Raw genomic sequence first — 15,233 nt, forward strand, 5'->3', positions numbered from 1 at the left:
ACTGGATTGGAGCTAAACGCTACGAGGCGCTGCGCCGCAAAGGCCGCTAGAAGAAGCCGGGCAAAGCAGTGAAGCGCAGGCAGCATTGTATAGAGTTTTGTTGCACTGCGCCACCGTTAAGACGTTTCCTGGCGGAAAACTTTCGCGGGGCGGCCCGAATGGGCTTAAGGTGCCGCGCCAAGGGGGCTGCCTGTGTCGGCTCGCAATGAGCTCTCAAGCCCTCCCGCGGGGCCGCGAATGGCCTCGGCCTGGCGAGATCTGGCCGATGTTCCCGGCCAGACGTTTCGACAGCGGATTTCCCTACGGGGTCAGATTCAGGCAGCGGCGCCGCTCTTGAGGGCTTCGATCAGTTCGACGTATTGCTGCTTTGCCGCGTCTTGCGCGGTTCCTTTGAGTGCGGCCCACGCGTCATACTTGTATTTGCCGACGATATCCGTGAAACCGGGTTTGTCGCCGTGGACGTCGCCCTCGGTGCCCTGCTTGAAGAGGGCGTAGAGGCGCAAAAGGGTGAGGTTGCCTGGACGCTCGGGCAGTTGCTTTGCATCTTCCTGAGCCTGGACGAATTGCGCGTTGATGTCTGTCATGGTGATTTTGCCCGGCTGGCGGGATTGAATTTGGCTGGGCTGACGATCATAACAACTGCGCGTTACCGCAGGGCCGAGGGCTTATTCCAAACATCCATCCCCGCCTCGCGCGCAAATCCAAAACCGCATCTGCACGCGCCGTGCCGATTACAATACGGTCCATGACTCAAACTGTGCTTCTTGCCCTCGATACCTCGACCGAATTCTGCTCGGTAGCGCTTCTGTCCGCGGTTGGCGGCGCGGCGAGCCAGGCAGCGGACCCAGGCCGCGCCGAACCGCGAATCTGGGTGCGCCACGAACAAACCGGTGCGGTTTCCAGCACGCGCCTGCTACCCGCCATTCGCGAACTTTTCGGCGAAGCCGGCCTGAAACTGGTGGATTGCAACGCCATCGCTTTCGGCTCCGGCCCCGGCTCGTTCACCGGCCTGCGCACGGCGACGGGCGTCGCTCAAGGCCTCGCGTTTGGGTTGAACCTGCCGGTCGTGCCGGTCAGCACGCTGCTGGCCTGCGCGGAAAGCGCACGGCTGCGCGATCCGTCGGCAACGCGCGTGCTTGCCGCGCTCGATGCCCGGATGGACGAAATCTACTGGGCCGACTACGAATGGGACGCCGCTTCTGGCGAATGGCGCACGCTGCAGCCGGCGTCGCTGGACGCGCCGCAACGGCTGGTCTTGCCCGACGTCCCGTTCACGTTGGCAGGCAATGCCGCTGCTGCGTTTGGTGAACGGCTGCCCGCCGTCGCGGCGGCGCGAACCGTCGACGATGAAGCGTTGCCGCATGCGGTGCCGCTCGCGCACGCGGCGCTGCGCGCATTGCGCGCCGGCCGCACCGTGCCCGCCGACCAGGCCGCACCGGAATACATTCGCGACAAGGTCGCCCAGACCACGGCAGAGCGGGTTGCCGAAAAGGCCGAAAAAGCCGCCAAGGCCGGGCAGGCGGCCGGACTGGCGCATGACGCGCATCAGGGCGAGGGCCGGCAATGAGTGGCGTGTTGCTGGCGGACCGCTATATGTCGCCGATGACCGAAGCCGATCTGGACGAGGTCGCGGCCATCGAAAAGATCGCCTACGAATTCCCCTGGAGCCGCGGTAATTTCGGCGACTCGCTGCGCAACGGCTACTTCGGCATCTGCATGCGGCACGTAACCGGCACGCTGATCGGTTATTGCGTGTTGATGCCGGTGGTCGATGAAATGCATCTGCTCAATTTGTGCGTGACGCCCGCCGCGCAAGGTGCCGGTGCCGGGCTCGCGCTGCTGCGCGAAGCGGTGCGCATCACGCGCGCGGAGAAGCTCGACGGCCTGCTGCTCGAAGTGCGGCCGTCGAATCATCGGGCGATCCGGCTTTACGAGCGCTTCGGTTTTGCGTCGATTGGCCGGCGCAAAAATTATTATCCGGCGCGGCATCGCAGCCGGGAGGACGCCATCGTGATGCGTTTCTCGTTTGCCACGGAGGGCGCAGATGGCGCTGCATGAATCGGTACTGGAAGAGTTCGGACTCGCGCCGTTGTGGGTGCGCCGCGGTATGTCGGCGGCGCAGGAGCCTGCGGTTGAAGCCGAGGTTGGGCAGAGCGCCGGGGCGCCAGCGGCGAATCAGGCGGCACGACCCGGCAATCCGCGTGAGGCGGCGCATGAAACGTCGCCGGCTGCGCTTGCGCAGGATAGCCGGCCGGCAACGCCTGCGGCCGGTTCGACGCGCGCCGCGCCGCCTGCGGGCGACGCGTGGCAAGACGAAGCCGCGCGAGCGCCAGGCGAGCGTCGCGCATCGCCACCCGAGCAGAAACAGGCGCAGGCGCGGATGCAAGCACCGGCCGATGTCCCGCCGCCGATCAAGCACCCATCGCACGCATCGCAATCATCGCAGCAGTCGCGCACGCCCGAGCCACCTGCGTTCGACACCCCGCCCGACGACGATTTCGCATGGTTCGACGATCTGCCGGGTCACGCTCCCGTTGAGGCGCGCGGGGAGGCACCCGAGCTTGCTCCGATCCAGACACTCGACTGGGACGCGTTGAGCGAGCGGGTCGCCGCCTGCGAGCGCTGCCGTCTGTGCGAGAAACGCACCAACACGGTATTCGGCGTCGGCGATCGCAATGCCGACTGGATGCTGATCGGCGAAGCGCCCGGTGAGAATGAAGATCGGCTGGGCGAGCCGTTCGTCGGCCAGGCCGGCAAGCTGCTTGACAATATGCTGCGCTCGTTGATGCTCGCGCGTGACAGCAACGTCTACATCGCGAACGTGATCAAGTGCCGCCCGCCAGGCAACCGCAATCCCGAGCAGGATGAAGTCGCGCGCTGCGAGCCGTATCTGCAACGCCAGGTCGCGCTGGTCAAGCCGAAGCTGATCGTGGCGCTCGGCCGCTTCGCCGCGCAAAGTCTGCTCAGGACCGAAGCGAGCATTTCGTCGCTGCGCGGCCGTGTGCACGAATACGAAGGGGTGCCGGTGATCGTCACTTACCACCCGGCGTATCTGCTGCGCAGCCTGCCCGACAAGGCGAAGGCCTGGGCCGATCTGTGCCTCGCGCGCGACACGTGGCTCGCGGCGGGCGGCGTGCCGTCCAGCGCGGCAAAGTGACGGCCGGGAGCGGACCGGCGGCGCGCGTCGCCGGCGCGCCGGACCCATCCGCTGCGATTCTCGGAAAACTGCTCGACACATTGCGCGAACCGGCTGTGCGCGATCTCGCGTGGCTGCTGCTGAGCGCCGATTTGTTGCGCGCGCAACCACCGGTCGGTGCGCTCGCCCGTCCGTTCGGCTCGCCGCAGGAAGCTGAAGCGACCTGCAACTGGTTACGCGCGCTGGACGCCGATCCGGCGGACTTGCAGCGCGAGCTCGCCGCGACGCGTATCACGCGGCTTGGCCGCTACGCCGAATGGCTGCTCGGATGGTTCCTGCAACATGGACCGGCGGCCCGCCTCGTCGCGGCCGGCGTGCCGTTACGGCGCGCGGGCATGACGCTCGGCGAATGCGATTTTCTGGTGCAGACGCAGCAGGGCGCGCGCCTGCATTGGGAGTTGGCGGTGAAGTGCTATCTGCATGCGGGCGAACACCCTGCGCAGTCGGTGCCGCGATTAGCCGATTACGTCGGCCCGAATCTGAAGGACCGCTTCGATCTGAAGCTTGCGCATGTGCTGAATCATCAATTGCCGTTGAGCGCACGTGAAGAGTTCGCCTCGGTCGGCTATGCAGGACCGTGGACGCCGCAAATGTTCATCAAGGGCTGGCTGTTCTATCGGGCGGGAGAAACGCCGGCCGATCCTGCCGAACTCGATCCGTCGCACGGGCGGGGCTGGTGGGTGACGCGCAGCGACTGGGCGGACTTTGCCGCTGCCCATGCACAGACGTGGCGCGTGCTGCCACGGTTGGAATGGCTTGCGCCGAGGCGTCATGAAAAGGGGGAAGCGGGCGCCCTGGAGTTTGCCTTCGTCGATCAGAGCACGCTTGCCGAACAAACCTCATCTCAGCATGGACCGACGATGGTCGCGGCGTTCGCGGCCGACAGCGCCGGCAACCTGGTCGAACTTTCGCGTGGCTTCATCGTACCGGATGCCTGGCCAGAGCTGGCGCAGGCCTATGCACGGCAGCCGCAAGAGTCGCGAGAATCGCCAGAAAAATAGGGCGAACCCCGGCAATAGCGGCGCGGAACCGGCTGCGCATCGCAGCGGCTAGTCCCGCCGCGATGCCGAAGCGCTTTCGCCGCTCACCACCACCGATAGAAATGGTGCACCGGCCCAACGCCGCTGCCCACGTCGAGTTGATCGCTTGCCTGCAACGCACCGGTCAGGTACAGCTTGGCATCGGCGACCGCGCCCGCCAGATCGGCGCGCTGCGGAATCAGCGCCGCAATCGCCGACGACAGCGTGCAGCCCGTCCCATGCGTATTCTTCACCGGCACGCGGGGGCCACCCAGGCGTAGCGCGCCGCTGTCCTGAACGAGCCAGTCGGGGCTGTCCGTGGCGCTCAGGTGGCCGCCCTTCATCAGCACCGCCCGCGCGCCAAGCGCGCGCAGCGCTTCGCCTTGTTCGACCATGCCGGCTTCATCGGTGGCTGCCTGCATGCCAAGCAAGGCTGCGGCTTCCGGCAGATTCGGCGTCAACAGGTCGGCGAGCGGCAGCAACTCGTCGCGCAAAGCTGCAACCGCATCCGGCAGCAGCAACGCGTGGTTGCTCTTCGAAATCATCACCGTGTCGAGCACGATGTGCTTCGGCTTGTAGCGCCGCAGCGCGTCGGCGACCGCGCGCACAATCTGCGCATTCGCCAGCATGCCGATTTTCACTGCATCGATACGGATGTCGTCGAACACCGCGTCGAGTTGCGCCGTGATGAACGCGGGTTCCGGCGCATGAATTGCCGTGACGCCGCGCGTGTTCTGAGCGGTGAGCGCGGTGATCACGCTCGCGCCGTAGGCGCCGAGCGCCGAGAACGCCTTCAGATCGGCCTGAATGCCGGCGCCGCCGCCAGAGTCGGAACCGGCGATCGTCAGCACATTGGCAATGGGTTGAGTCATGGTAAAGCGAGGAAAAGAAGAGGGCGTGGGCAGCCGGTGCACTGCCCGGCGCGGGTCAATGCTTGGCTTCGCCGATCAGCGCGACCGAGTCGAACGCGCGCTGATTCGCCTGGTGGCGCCGCATGACGAGCCACATCATCACGCAGACGAAGGTGCCGAATAGTACGATCACCGCCGTGACCGGCACGTCGAGCCAGACCAGCACGGCATACAGGCACAGCATCACGAGCACGGAGAGATTTTCGTTGAAGTTCTGCACGGCGATCGAGTGACCCGCCGAGAGCAGCACGTGGCCGCGATGCTGGAGCAGCGCATTCATCGGCACGACGAAAAAGCCCGACAGGCCGCCGACGATCATCAGGAAGATATACGCGACGATCAGATAGCCCGGCACATGCACACGGCCGAAATACAGGCCCCAATGCGTGGGGAACAGATTGCGCGTGTAGAAGGCCATCAGCATCACGGCAATACCCATCATGATGCCGACCGGCAGGACAGTCAGCGATTTCTTCAACGGCACGCGCGAGGCCGCGAAAATCGCGCCGGCTGCCACGCCTACTGCCACCACGGCCTGCAGAATCGCCGCTTCTGAAAGCGACATGTTCAACTGCACCTCGGCCCACTTCAGCACGATGAATTGCAGCGTCGCGCCGGCGCCCCAAAACAGTGTGGTGACGGCAAGCGAGATCTGGCCCAGCTTGTCGCGCCACAGCACGAGGAAACAGTCGGCGAAATCGGTGACCAGCTTGATCGGGCCGCGTTCCTGTTTCGGATAACGCGCGCCGGTGTCGGGAATGCGCAGATTGAAGAGCGCCGCGATCACGTAGATTGCCATGATCACCAGCATTGCCGCTTCGGCGGGAGTGTTGACCGTCGGGATGTGGTGCCGCAGGATGGGCGCGGCAATATGCGGACTGATGAGCGCGCCGCCGAGCACGGTGCCGAGAATGATCGAGCCGACCGTGGTGCCTTCGATCCAGCCGTTCGCCGCGACCAGCCGGTCAGGCGGCAGCAGCTCGGTAAGAATGCCGTATTTGGCGGGGGAGTAGGCCGCCGCACCGAAACCCACAATGCCATAGGCGATCAACGGGTGTGCGCCGACCAGCATCGTGATGCAGCCGGCCACCTTGATCGTATTGGTGACGAACATCACCTGTCCCTTCGGACGGGAGTCGGCGAAAGCGCCCACGAAAGCGGCCAGCACGACGTACGACAGCACAAAGAACAACTTGAGCAGCGGCGTCATCCAGTTCGGGGCGTGAAGATCTTTCAGCAGTGCGATAGCAGCGATCAGAAGCGCATTGTCGGCCAGCGACGAAAAAAACTGCGCGGCCATGATGGTGTAAAAACCTTTTTTCATCTGATGCGATGCTGTCCTCGCTGCGGTCTGTCCGCCCCGGCCGCGTGCGAGGCGTCCGGGCTTATACCGTTCGAAATGGGTTGTGCGCACGGCTTTATATCACGAAAATAGCTGGATTCGGACTAGCAAAATCCTTGATCGCACCGCCCAGCGGGCTGCCGAGCACTGAAAACGCCCTGTAAGCTCCTGATTCGCAAGCGTCTTTACGAAAATTACCTATGCCGCGCCCGCTCTCAGCCACGATTCACACCGCCGCACTCGCCAATAATCTCGCTGTCGCCCGGCGCTATGCGCCGAAATCCAAAATCTGGGCTGTCGTCAAGGCGAACGCCTACGGGCATGGCCTTGCGCGTGCTTTTCCCGGCTTGCGCGCGACCGACGGCTTTGGTCTGCTGGACCTCGAGGAAGCCGTGAAGTTGCGTGAGTTGGGCTGGGCCGGACCGATTCTGCTGCTCGAAGGCTTCTTTCGTCCGACCGACATCGACGTGATCGATCGCTACAGCCTCACCACGGCGCTGCATTCGGACGAACAGTTGCGCATGCTCGAAATGGCGCGTCTGTCCAAGCCCGTCAATATCCAGTTGAAGATGAACACCGGCATGAACCGCCTCGGTTACACGGTGGAAAAATTCCGCTCGGCGTGGGAGCGTGCGCGGGCCTGCCAGGGCGTCGGTCAGATCACGTTGATGACCCATTTCTCGGACGCCGATGGCGAGCGCGGCATCACGCACCAGATGGAAGCGTTCGAGCGCGGCGCGCAAGGCATTGCCGGCGCGCGCAGCCTGTCGAATTCGGCGGCCACGCTGTGGCATCCGGCCGCGCACTTCGACTGGGTGCGGCCGGGCATCATGCTGTACGGCGCGTCCCCCTCGGGCGTGACAGCCGCGATCGCCGGCACCGGCCTGCAACCGGCCATGACGCTCGCCTCCGAACTGATCGCCGTGCAGACGCTTGCCGAGGGCAATACGGTCGGCTACGGGTCGGCGTTCAAGGCGCGCGGGGCGATGCGCATCGGCGTGGTGGCCTGCGGTTATGCGGACGGTTATCCGCGAGTCGCGCCGGAAGGCACGCCGGTGATCGTCGACGGCGTGCGTACGCGGATCGTCGGGCGGGTGTCGATGGACATGCTGACCGTCGACCTCACGCCGATCCCGACAGCCAACACCGGCTCGCGAGTCGAGTTGTGGGGCGCGTCGCTGCCGATCGACGACGTCGCGCAGGCTTGCGGCACGATTGGCTACGAGCTGATGTGCGCGGTCGCGCCGCGCGTGCCGATGCGTGCGGAGTAAGGCACGGTCGGCGTAACCAACCATCCAGAGAACAGCAACACAGGCAAGGACGCGTGGCTAAACAGAAGACGTTGTACGTATGCAGTGAATGCGGCGGTCAATCGCCGAAGTGGGCCGGGCAGTGCCCGTCATGCAATGCATGGAACACGCTGGTGGAATCGGTCGCGGAAGCGCCGTCCACGCATCGCTTCCAGTCGCTCGCGAAGAGCGCGCCGGTGCGGCGCCTCGCCGATATCGAAGCATCCGACGTGCCGCGCTTTTCGACCGGCGTCAGCGAGTTCGACCGGGTGCTGGGCGGCGGTCTCGTGCCAGGAGGCGTGGTGCTGATCGGCGGCGATCCGGGCATCGGCAAATCGACGCTGCTGTTGCAATCGCTCGCGGAAATCGCCGCGGACAAGCGCGCGCTATATATCAGCGGTGAAGAATCCGCCGCGCAGATTGCGTTGCGTGCGCAACGACTTTCGTTGCTGGAGCCCGGCTCGAAGGCGAGCGAGCTGCAACTGCTGGCGGAAATCCAGCTGGAGAAAATTCAGGCGACGATCGCCGAGCAGCGGCCGGACGTCGCGGTGATCGACTCGATTCAAACCGTCTATTCCGATGCGCTGACCTCCGCGCCCGGTTCGGTCGCGCAGGTGCGCGAATGCGCGGCGCAATTGACGCGCATCGCCAAGCAGTCAGGCACTACCATCATCATGGTCGGCCACGTCACCAAGGAAGGGGCGCTCGCCGGGCCGCGCGTGCTCGAGCACATCGTCGATACGGTGTTGTACTTCGAGGGTGACACGCATTCGTCGTACCGCCTGGTGCGCGCGATCAAGAACCGCTTCGGCGCGGTCAACGAACTCGGTGTGTTCGCGATGACCGAGCGTGGTTTGCGCGGCGTCGCCAATCCATCGGCGTTGTTTCTGTCGCAGCACGAGCAATCCGTTCCGGGGTCGTGCGTGCTGGTGACGCAGGAAGGCACGCGGCCGTTGCTGGTCGAAGTGCAGGCGCTGGTCGACGCGGCCAATGCGCCGAATCCCCGGCGCCTCGCCGTGGGATTGGAGCAGAACCGGCTGGCCATGCTGCTGGCGGTGCTGCATCGGCATGCCGGGATTGCCTGTTTCGACCAGGACGTGTTCCTGAACGCGGTGGGCGGCGTGAAGATTACCGAGCCTGCGGCCGATCTGGCCGTGCTGCTCGCGATCCACTCTTCCATGCGCAACAAGCCGCTGCCCAAGGGGCTGGTTGTATTTGGCGAAGTGGGGCTTGCCGGCGAAATCCGACCGTCGCCGCGCGGTCAGGATCGTCTGAAGGAAGCGGCCAAACTGGGTTTTTCAGTCGCGGTGATTCCGAAGGCCAATGCACCGAAGCAGCCGATTGAAGGCTTACAGGTTGTTGCTGTCGAAAGGATCGAGCAGGCCATCGACCGGGTCCGCACGCTCGACTAGACGGGGCTTTGGCGCCTGCGGGCGCCGGCGCGACCGTAATGGGCGGTAAATATCTCCATATTGTCTGTAACCTGCCCGACATTCCTTTTTTCTAAGCTGCGAAGGTGTTGCATCCGTTCTGATGCCGAAAAAAGGATCGCGCCTTGAAACAGTCATATGAATCCGTGGTCGAGCGGCCGATGCAGGTGCGTGGCTGCCGCGTCTCCGAGCCCATTCGCCAGCCTTGGGGCGGTGCTTGCCGGATTGTCGAGTGGATCGATACGACCGGGCAGATTTCGCGCCGGGTAGTGGCCGAAGATGTGACCGCCGCCGAAGTGCGCGCGACGATCAACCGTCACGTGGAAGGCCGCAAGCATTTCCTGTACGACGACGAAAAATCGCCGCGCCAGGTTTTACCGCGGCAAACGGCGGTGCGGCGCTGAAGTTGGGGGCGGTGGGGTGTGGAGCCGGCCGTCCGCAATTGCTCACAGGCGCCCACAAGCGCCCGCAATCGTCTGCGTCGAGAGCTTGATGATTTGGCCGATCAGGTGCTCGCTGCCCCAGCGTCGTTGCTGTCTTTATCGTGGTTCATCGCCGCATACGCCTCGCGGTTAAACAGCGGGTGCTGCGCGGCTTCCGCCGGCGTCAGTACCGGCGAGACGCAGCAGTCCAGCGATTCCAGCAGCAGTACCCATTCCTCCAGCGGGCGCTTGCCGATCAGGTCGGCCAACTCCTGCGTCAACGCGATGGCATCCGGGCCGCCGATCGCCTGACCGAGGCTCCAGTGGCGCGTCGCCCATTCGGGCCGGTCCAGCGCCATGCACAGCGTTTCCCAGAACTTCAGTTCGAGCGCGCCGACCGCGAGCCAGCGATTGTCGAGCGTTTGATACAGGTTGTAGCAGGGCACGCCGCCGTTCAGCAGACCGGCGCCGGCAGCGGGTGCGGCGCCTTCGTTGGCGAGCGCCACTTGCGCGACGATGTTGTGCGCGTACGTGACATGCGTCATCGACACGTCGACGAAGCGGCCTGGGCCGCCGCGCGACACATGCCATAACGCGGCGAGAATCTGCGTCACCGCGCTCAACGCGCCGCCGAGCAGATCGGCAATCTGGAAATTCGGCAGGATCGGCACGCCGTCGCGGCTCGCCAACTGATCGAGCACGCCGGCGTAGCCGATATAGTTGAGATCGTGACCGGCATGGTCGACAAACGGACTGCTCGCACCGTAACCGCTGATCGCGCAGTAGACCAGCCTCGGATTGAGCGCGCGCAGGGTCTCATAGCCAAGGCCTAAGCGCTCCATCACGCCGGGCCGGAAACTCTCGATCAGCACGTCGGCCTCAGCCGCGAGCGCGCGCAACACATTGCATCCGGCTGCCGACTTGAGGTCGAGGCGCGTTTCGCGCTTGCCGCGATTCACCAGCCGGTAAAAGGCGCCCGGGCGGCCCGCCACGCGGTCGGCCGACGACTGCATCATCGTGCGGGTGGGGTCACCCGCGCCGGGCGCTTCGATTTTCAGTACGTCGGCGCCGAGTTCCGCGAGCCGCAAGGCGGCCACCGGACCGGGCAGCAGGCGCGTCAGGTCCAGCACGCGCAGGCCTTGCAGCGGCGCAGGCGCTGCCGCCGGTGACGACGTAGCCGAGGGCTCGGCTGAAGACCCCGACAAAGACTCAGGTGAAGGCGCAGACGGACTCACGGGTGACAAGGGCTACCTCCGATCGATGCCGGCGCGGTGCAGCAACATCCTGCCGCTAACCGATTTGTTCGAGTTCCTCGTGAGTCTCGAGCCATTCGGCTTCGAGCGTTTCGAGGCGCGCGTTCACATCTGCCTGACGGCGAATGGCCTCCGTCAGTTTGCTTTTCTGCTCGGGCTCGTAACTGGCCGGATCGACGACAAACGCGTCAAGCGTCGCCTTTTCCGCGTTGAGCGCGTCCATTTCCTTTTCGATCTTGCTGATGCGGCTTTGCAGCGGCTTTTTCAGGTGTGCGAGCTTCTGGCGCGTTTCCGCTTCGAGGCGGCGTTGCTCCTTGCGATTGACCCCGTTGTCCGCGCTGTCCGCGGCGCTCGATGCCGTGCCTGCCTTCAGCGCCGCGCGTTGTTCCGCGGCGTGTTGGAGCAGCCAGTCGCGGTAATCGTCGAGGTCGCCGTCGAATTCCTGCAGACGGTGCTTCGCCACCAGCATGAAAACGTCGGTGGTGGCGCGCAGCAGATGCCGGTCGTGCGACACCAGAATCAGCGTGCCCTCGAATTGCGCGAGCGCCATGGTCAGCGCGTGACGTGTTTCGAGATCCAGGTGGTTGGTCGGCTCGTCGAGCAGTAGCAGATTCGGCTTTTGCCAGATGATCAGCGCGAGTGCCAAACGGGCTTTTTCGCCACCCGAGAAGGGGGCGATTTTCGCGGTCGCCATCTCGCCGGAAAAGTTGAAGCTGCCGAGGAAGTCGCGCAATTCCTGTTCGCGTGTGTCTGGTGCGAGACGCGCCAGATGCTGCAGCGGCGTGTCGTCCGGACGCAGGGTCTCGAGTTGATGCTGGGCGAAGTAGCCGATGCGCAGCCCTTTGCCCTCGCGCACATGACCGCCGAGAGCTTCGAGCGTGCCGGCGAGCGTTTTGATCAGCGTCGACTTGCCCTGGCCGTTCGCGCCGAGCAGACCGATGCGCTGACCGTTCTGGATCGACAGCATGACATGGTCGACGATCGGAATTTCGCCGTCTTCGCCGCGATAGCCGCAGCGCACGTCTTCCATCACCATCATCGGATTGGGTGCGGAATCGGGCGTGCGGAATTCGAATGTGAACGGCGAGGACGCATGCGCCGGCGCGATCAACTCCATTTTTTCAAGCGCCTTCACGCGGCTTTGCGCCTGGCGCGCCTTGGTGGCCTGCGCCTTGAAACGGTTGATGTAGCTCTGCAGATGCTCGACGGTGCGCTGCTGCTTCTCATACGCGCTTTGCTGCAAGGCAATTTGTTGCGCGCGCAGGATTTCGAACTGCGAATAGTTGCCGCCGTAACGCTTGATCTGCTGATGTTCCAGATGCAGCGTCACATTGCAGACCGAATCGAGAAACTCGCGGTCGTGCGAGATCACGATCAGCGTGCCCGGATAACGGTGCAGCCAGTCTTCGAGCCAGACGATCGCGTCGAGATCCAGGTGGTTGGTCGGTTCGTCGAGCAGCAGCAGGTCGGAGCGGCACATCAGCGCCTGCGCCAGATTCAGCCGCATGCGCCAGCCGCCCGAGAAACTGCTGACCGGCTCGCGCGTTTGTTCGAGCGTGAAGCCGAGCCCGAGCAGCAACGCCTCGGCGCGGGCGGGCGCGGTGTAGCCGTCGGCGTCGGCAAACGCGGCGTGCGCTTCACCTTCCGCGGCGCCGTCATGCGCAGCCGAGGCTTCGGCGATGCGCACTTCGATCGCGCGCAGGGCCGCGTCGCCGTCTAGCGTGTAGGCGAGGGCGGTCTTGTCCGCCGCGGGCGTTTCCTGTGCGACGTGGGCAATCTGCCAGTTCGGCGGGATGGAGAAATCACCGCCGTCGGCGTGCAGTTCACCGAGCAGCACGGCAAACAGCGTCGACTTGCCCGCGCCGTTCGCCCCCACCAGGCCTGCCTTCTCGCCAGGATTGAGGGTGAACGTGGTGTTTTCAAAGAGCGGCTTGGTGCCGCGCGCGAGGCTGAACTGGTTAAAGCGGATCACGAAGAGGCCGGCGGAGGAAAAACGCTATTTTAGACTGCCGGGGCCGACGCCGGGCGCTCAGTCAGGATCGGCCATTCGGCCGACTGTACCGGCGCGGCTTTTGGCATAGACTGACGGCTTTCACGGGGAGAGCACATGACATCGATCTATTCGTTTTCTGCACATACGCTCGGCGGCGAGGAAGTGAGCCTCGAGCGCTACCAGGGCAAGGTTCTGCTGATCGTCAATACGGCGAGCGAATGTGGGTTTACGCCGCAATACGCGGGTCTGCAAAAGGTCTATGACACTTACGCGGCGCGCGGACTCGCGGTGCTCGGTTTTCCCTGCAACCAGTTCGGCAAGCAGGAACCGGGCGACGCCACGCAGATCGGCAGCTTCTGCGAAAAGAACTATGGCGTGACCTTCCCGATGTTCGACAAGATCGACGTGAACGGCGCCAATGCGCATCCGCTGTTCCGTTACTTGACCGGTGAGGCGCCGGGCTTGCTGGGGCTCGAGGCGATCAAATGGAACTTCACCAAGTTCCTGATCGGCCGCGACGGCAATGTGGTGAAGCGCTATGCGCCGCTGACCAAGCCGGAGGCGATTGTCGAGGACATCGAAAAGCTGTTGTAACGCGTGCCGGAGCCGGCGGCAGGGGCTGGGCGCTGAAGTTGGCGGCCGGGCACGATCCGGCGCTCGAACTCAGGTTGATGCCGGCGCCGGTTCCGCTGGCGCGGCGGAAGTGGCGCTACAGGATCGGTGAAAACAAGCGCGCCACGTGCATCAGCACGCGTCGCAATGCGCTCGCATTACGGTACTCGGTGCGATCGATCTCGAGCGATTCCGCGAAGTCCTTGAGCAGCATTGCTTCGACTTCTTTGGCGAAGCCACGGTCCACGGTCAGCACCATGATCTCGAAGTTCAGCCGGAAGGAGCGGTTGTCGAGATTGGCGCTGCCGATCGCCGCCGCCACGCTGTCGATCAGTACGACCTTCTGATGCAGGAAGCCCGGCTGATAGCGGAAGATCCGTATGCCCGCGCGCAGCGAGTCGTACGCATACAGTTTCGAGGCGGCGAACACCACGCGGTGATCGCGCCGGCACGGAATCAGAATGCGCACATCCACGCCGCGCAGCACGGCCAGCCGCAGCGCGGCGAACACGGCTTCGTCGGGCACGAGATAAGGGGTGGTGATCCAGATCCGCTCGCGCGCCGCATTGATCGCCTCGACGAAGAAGAGCGAACAGGTCTCCTGCTTGTCGGCTGGACCGCTCGGCATGACGAGGCAGTGCATGCCCTCGTCGGCGGGCTGGGAGGCCGGCATGGCGAACTCTGGCAACTGCTGGGTCGCCCAGTGCCAGTCTTCGGTGAATACGAACTGGATGCTGGCGACGGCCGGGCCGCGCACTTCGATATGCGTATCGCGCCATGGCGACAGGGGCGGCTTGCTGCCCAGGTATTCGACACCCACGTTATGTCCGCCGACAAACGCGCGCTCGCCGTCCACCGAGACGATCTTGCGGTGATTGCGGAAATTCAGTTGCAGGCGGTTGACGAAGCGGCGATTGGTGGCGAACGGATGCGTCTCCACGCCGGCCGCGCGTAGCGCCGCCACGTAGCGGTGGGGCAGATCGAAACTGCCGATGCTGTCGTACAGGAAATAGACGCGCACACCTTGCTGTGCCTTTGCGATTAGCGCGTCCTTGAGCATCTCGCCGAGCGCGTCGTCGCGTACGATGAAAAACTGCACGATCACGTAATGGCGTGCGCCTTCGATTGCTTCGAAGATCGCCTCGAAAGTCGCCGCGCCGTTGACGAGTGTGCGCACGGAATTGCCCGGCAGGAACGGCATGCCGCTCAGGCGCGTAAGCGAATGCACGAGTCTGGCGCCGAGCTCCTGGGTAGGCAGTCCCGCGGATGAGGCCCGCGTGTCCCATTCCTGAGGATGGGCGCGCGTGCGCAGCAATTCGTTCTCGATGCGGCGGGCGTCCGCGTAGCCCTCGAATTTGCTGCGTCCGAGAAACAGGTAGGGCACCAGTGTCAGATACGGCATGGCGACCAGCGACACGGCCCATGCGATCGCGCCTTGCGACGTGCGGGTGTATAGAATCGCGTGGCACGCCGCGACCAGCCCGAGAATATGGGCAAGGGCGACTAGCGGGCCGACATGAAGCAGGTCGAATTGCATAGGCGGGCGAAGGGTTGGCAAAGCGCCGCCGGGGCTGCTAGATGGCGTCGCGGACAGCTGACCGCGCCCATCTTACCGAAGGTGGGGGCGTTGGGGGGCGCGACGGTCCGGCTTCTTCGGCGATTTGACGAATGCGGAGCGTGCGGGTGGGGGCGAGATGGGCGGTGCTGGCGTGTGCGGCTATGCGCTGCAATACGCACGGCAGGTACGGCAGGTACGGCAGGTGCGG

At 64.5% G+C, this 15,233-nt stretch carries 14 protein-coding genes; 8 read left to right on the forward strand and 6 right to left on the reverse strand.

The features are described from left to right. Positions 1–314: 314 nt before the first annotated feature. Entirely contained in the window at positions 315–584 is a 270-nt protein-coding gene (locus tag BCY88_RS32085) for an acyl-CoA-binding protein (RefSeq protein WP_120348137.1), read from the reverse strand. A gap of 161 nt (positions 585–745) precedes the next feature. Here BCY88_RS32085 and tsaB point away from each other — a divergent pair, with 161 nt between their 5' ends. The 4 genes from tsaB to BCY88_RS32105 are packed head-to-tail and all read left to right on the forward strand — an operon-like array spanning position 746 to position 4,197. Continuing rightward, positions 746–1,567: a tRNA (adenosine(37)-N6)-threonylcarbamoyltransferase complex dimerization subunit type 1 TsaB gene (gene tsaB, locus BCY88_RS32090; protein WP_120348138.1), complete on the forward strand. Its 822-nt coding sequence runs from the start codon at positions 746–748 to the stop codon at positions 1,565–1,567. Further along, entirely contained in the window at positions 1,564–2,058 is a 495-nt protein-coding gene (gene rimI / locus BCY88_RS32095; RefSeq protein ID WP_120348139.1) for a ribosomal protein S18-alanine N-acetyltransferase, read from the forward strand. Before tsaB ends, rimI begins: the two co-directional genes overlap by 4 nt. Next, positions 2,045–3,157 (forward strand): uracil-DNA glycosylase, encoded by a 1,113-nt coding sequence (locus BCY88_RS32100; RefSeq protein WP_120348140.1) that lies wholly within the window; start codon positions 2,045–2,047, stop codon positions 3,155–3,157. Before rimI ends, BCY88_RS32100 begins: the two co-directional genes overlap by 14 nt. Next, complete coding sequence (locus BCY88_RS32105; protein ID WP_120348248.1) at positions 3,154–4,197, forward strand: DUF1853 family protein; 1,044 nt, start codon at positions 3,154–3,156, stop codon at positions 4,195–4,197. The genes BCY88_RS32100 and BCY88_RS32105 overlap by 4 nt, the downstream gene beginning before the upstream one ends. An 83-nt stretch (positions 4,198–4,280) precedes the next feature. Here BCY88_RS32105 and thiD read toward each other — a convergent pair whose 3' ends face one another. Both thiD and lplT read right to left on the reverse strand, forming a co-directional pair. Continuing rightward, complete coding sequence (gene thiD, locus BCY88_RS32110; protein ID WP_120348141.1) at positions 4,281–5,087, reverse strand: bifunctional hydroxymethylpyrimidine kinase/phosphomethylpyrimidine kinase; 807 nt, start codon at positions 5,085–5,087, stop codon at positions 4,281–4,283. Positions 5,088–5,142: 55 nt separating this feature from the next. Beyond that, complete coding sequence (lplT, locus tag BCY88_RS32115) at positions 5,143–6,450, reverse strand: lysophospholipid transporter LplT (RefSeq protein WP_120348142.1); 1,308 nt, start codon at positions 6,448–6,450, stop codon at positions 5,143–5,145. Positions 6,451–6,668: 218 nt separating this feature from the next. Between lplT and alr the strand changes: the two genes are divergently transcribed. The 3 genes from alr (at position 6,669) to BCY88_RS32130 (ending at position 9,591) form a co-directional block, all read left to right on the forward strand. Beyond that, on the forward strand, positions 6,669–7,739 hold the full coding sequence (gene alr / locus BCY88_RS32120) for an alanine racemase (RefSeq protein ID WP_120348143.1): 1,071 nt from the start codon (positions 6,669–6,671) through the stop codon (positions 7,737–7,739). Positions 7,740–7,792: 53 nt separating this feature from the next. Further along, the gene (gene radA / locus BCY88_RS32125) at positions 7,793–9,169 is read left to right on the forward strand and encodes a DNA repair protein RadA (protein ID WP_120348144.1); all 1,377 of its coding nucleotides are present in this window, start codon (positions 7,793–7,795) and stop codon (positions 9,167–9,169) included. 143 nt (positions 9,170–9,312) lie between these two features. Then, entirely contained in the window at positions 9,313–9,591 is a 279-nt protein-coding gene (locus tag BCY88_RS32130; RefSeq protein ID WP_120348145.1) for a DUF2866 domain-containing protein, read from the forward strand. 101 nt (positions 9,592–9,692) lie between these two features. Here the strand turns inward: BCY88_RS32130 and BCY88_RS32135 are convergent, their stop codons facing one another. Together BCY88_RS32135 and BCY88_RS32140 are read right to left on the reverse strand one after the other, a co-directional pair. Then, positions 9,693–10,754, reverse strand: coding sequence for a CaiB/BaiF CoA transferase family protein (locus tag BCY88_RS32135; RefSeq protein ID WP_120348249.1), 1,062 nt, complete (start codon positions 10,752–10,754; stop codon positions 9,693–9,695). A 145-nt stretch (positions 10,755–10,899) separates the two neighbouring features. Beyond that, positions 10,900–12,834 carry an ATP-binding cassette domain-containing protein gene (locus BCY88_RS32140; protein WP_120348146.1) on the reverse strand — a complete coding sequence of 645 codons (1,935 nt, stop codon included), beginning with the start codon at positions 12,832–12,834 and terminating at the stop codon, positions 10,900–10,902. Between the two features lie 135 nt (positions 12,835–12,969). Here BCY88_RS32140 and BCY88_RS32145 point away from each other — a divergent pair, with 135 nt between their 5' ends. Then, positions 12,970–13,449 carry a glutathione peroxidase gene (locus BCY88_RS32145; protein WP_120348147.1) on the forward strand — a complete coding sequence of 160 codons (480 nt, stop codon included), beginning with the start codon at positions 12,970–12,972 and terminating at the stop codon, positions 13,447–13,449. 115 nt (positions 13,450–13,564) lie between these two features. Here the strand turns inward: BCY88_RS32145 and cls are convergent, their stop codons facing one another. Next, positions 13,565–15,004 carry a cardiolipin synthase gene (cls, locus tag BCY88_RS32150; RefSeq protein ID WP_120348148.1) on the reverse strand — a complete coding sequence of 480 codons (1,440 nt, stop codon included), beginning with the start codon at positions 15,002–15,004 and terminating at the stop codon, positions 13,565–13,567. Positions 15,005–15,233: the final 229 nt, after the last annotated feature.

The sequence above is a fragment of the Paraburkholderia fungorum genome (assembly GCF_003610895.1).
GTDB lineage: Bacteria > Pseudomonadota > Gammaproteobacteria > Burkholderiales > Burkholderiaceae > Paraburkholderia > Paraburkholderia fungorum_B.

Excerpts from the sequence above, each read along its gene's own strand:
- BCY88_RS32085 (WP_120348137.1), bottom strand. The coding sequence starts at position 584 with ATGACAGACATCAACGCGCAATTCGTCCAGGCTCAGGAAGATGCAAAG.
- tsaB (WP_120348138.1), top strand. The coding sequence starts at position 746 with ATGACTCAAACTGTGCTTCTTGCCCTCGATACCTCGACCGAATTCTGC.
- rimI (WP_120348139.1), top strand. The coding sequence starts at position 1,564 with ATGAGTGGCGTGTTGCTGGCGGACCGCTATATGTCGCCGATGACCGAA.
- BCY88_RS32100 (WP_120348140.1), top strand. The coding sequence starts at position 2,045 with ATGGCGCTGCATGAATCGGTACTGGAAGAGTTCGGACTCGCGCCGTTG.
- thiD (WP_120348141.1), bottom strand. The coding sequence starts at position 5,087 with ATGACTCAACCCATTGCCAATGTGCTGACGATCGCCGGTTCCGACTCT.
- lplT (WP_120348142.1), bottom strand. The coding sequence starts at position 6,450 with ATGAAAAAAGGTTTTTACACCATCATGGCCGCGCAGTTTTTTTCGTCG.
- alr (WP_120348143.1), top strand. The coding sequence starts at position 6,669 with ATGCCGCGCCCGCTCTCAGCCACGATTCACACCGCCGCACTCGCCAAT.
- BCY88_RS32145 (WP_120348147.1), top strand. The coding sequence starts at position 12,970 with ATGACATCGATCTATTCGTTTTCTGCACATACGCTCGGCGGCGAGGAA.
- cls (WP_120348148.1), bottom strand. The coding sequence starts at position 15,004 with ATGCAATTCGACCTGCTTCATGTCGGCCCGCTAGTCGCCCTTGCCCAT.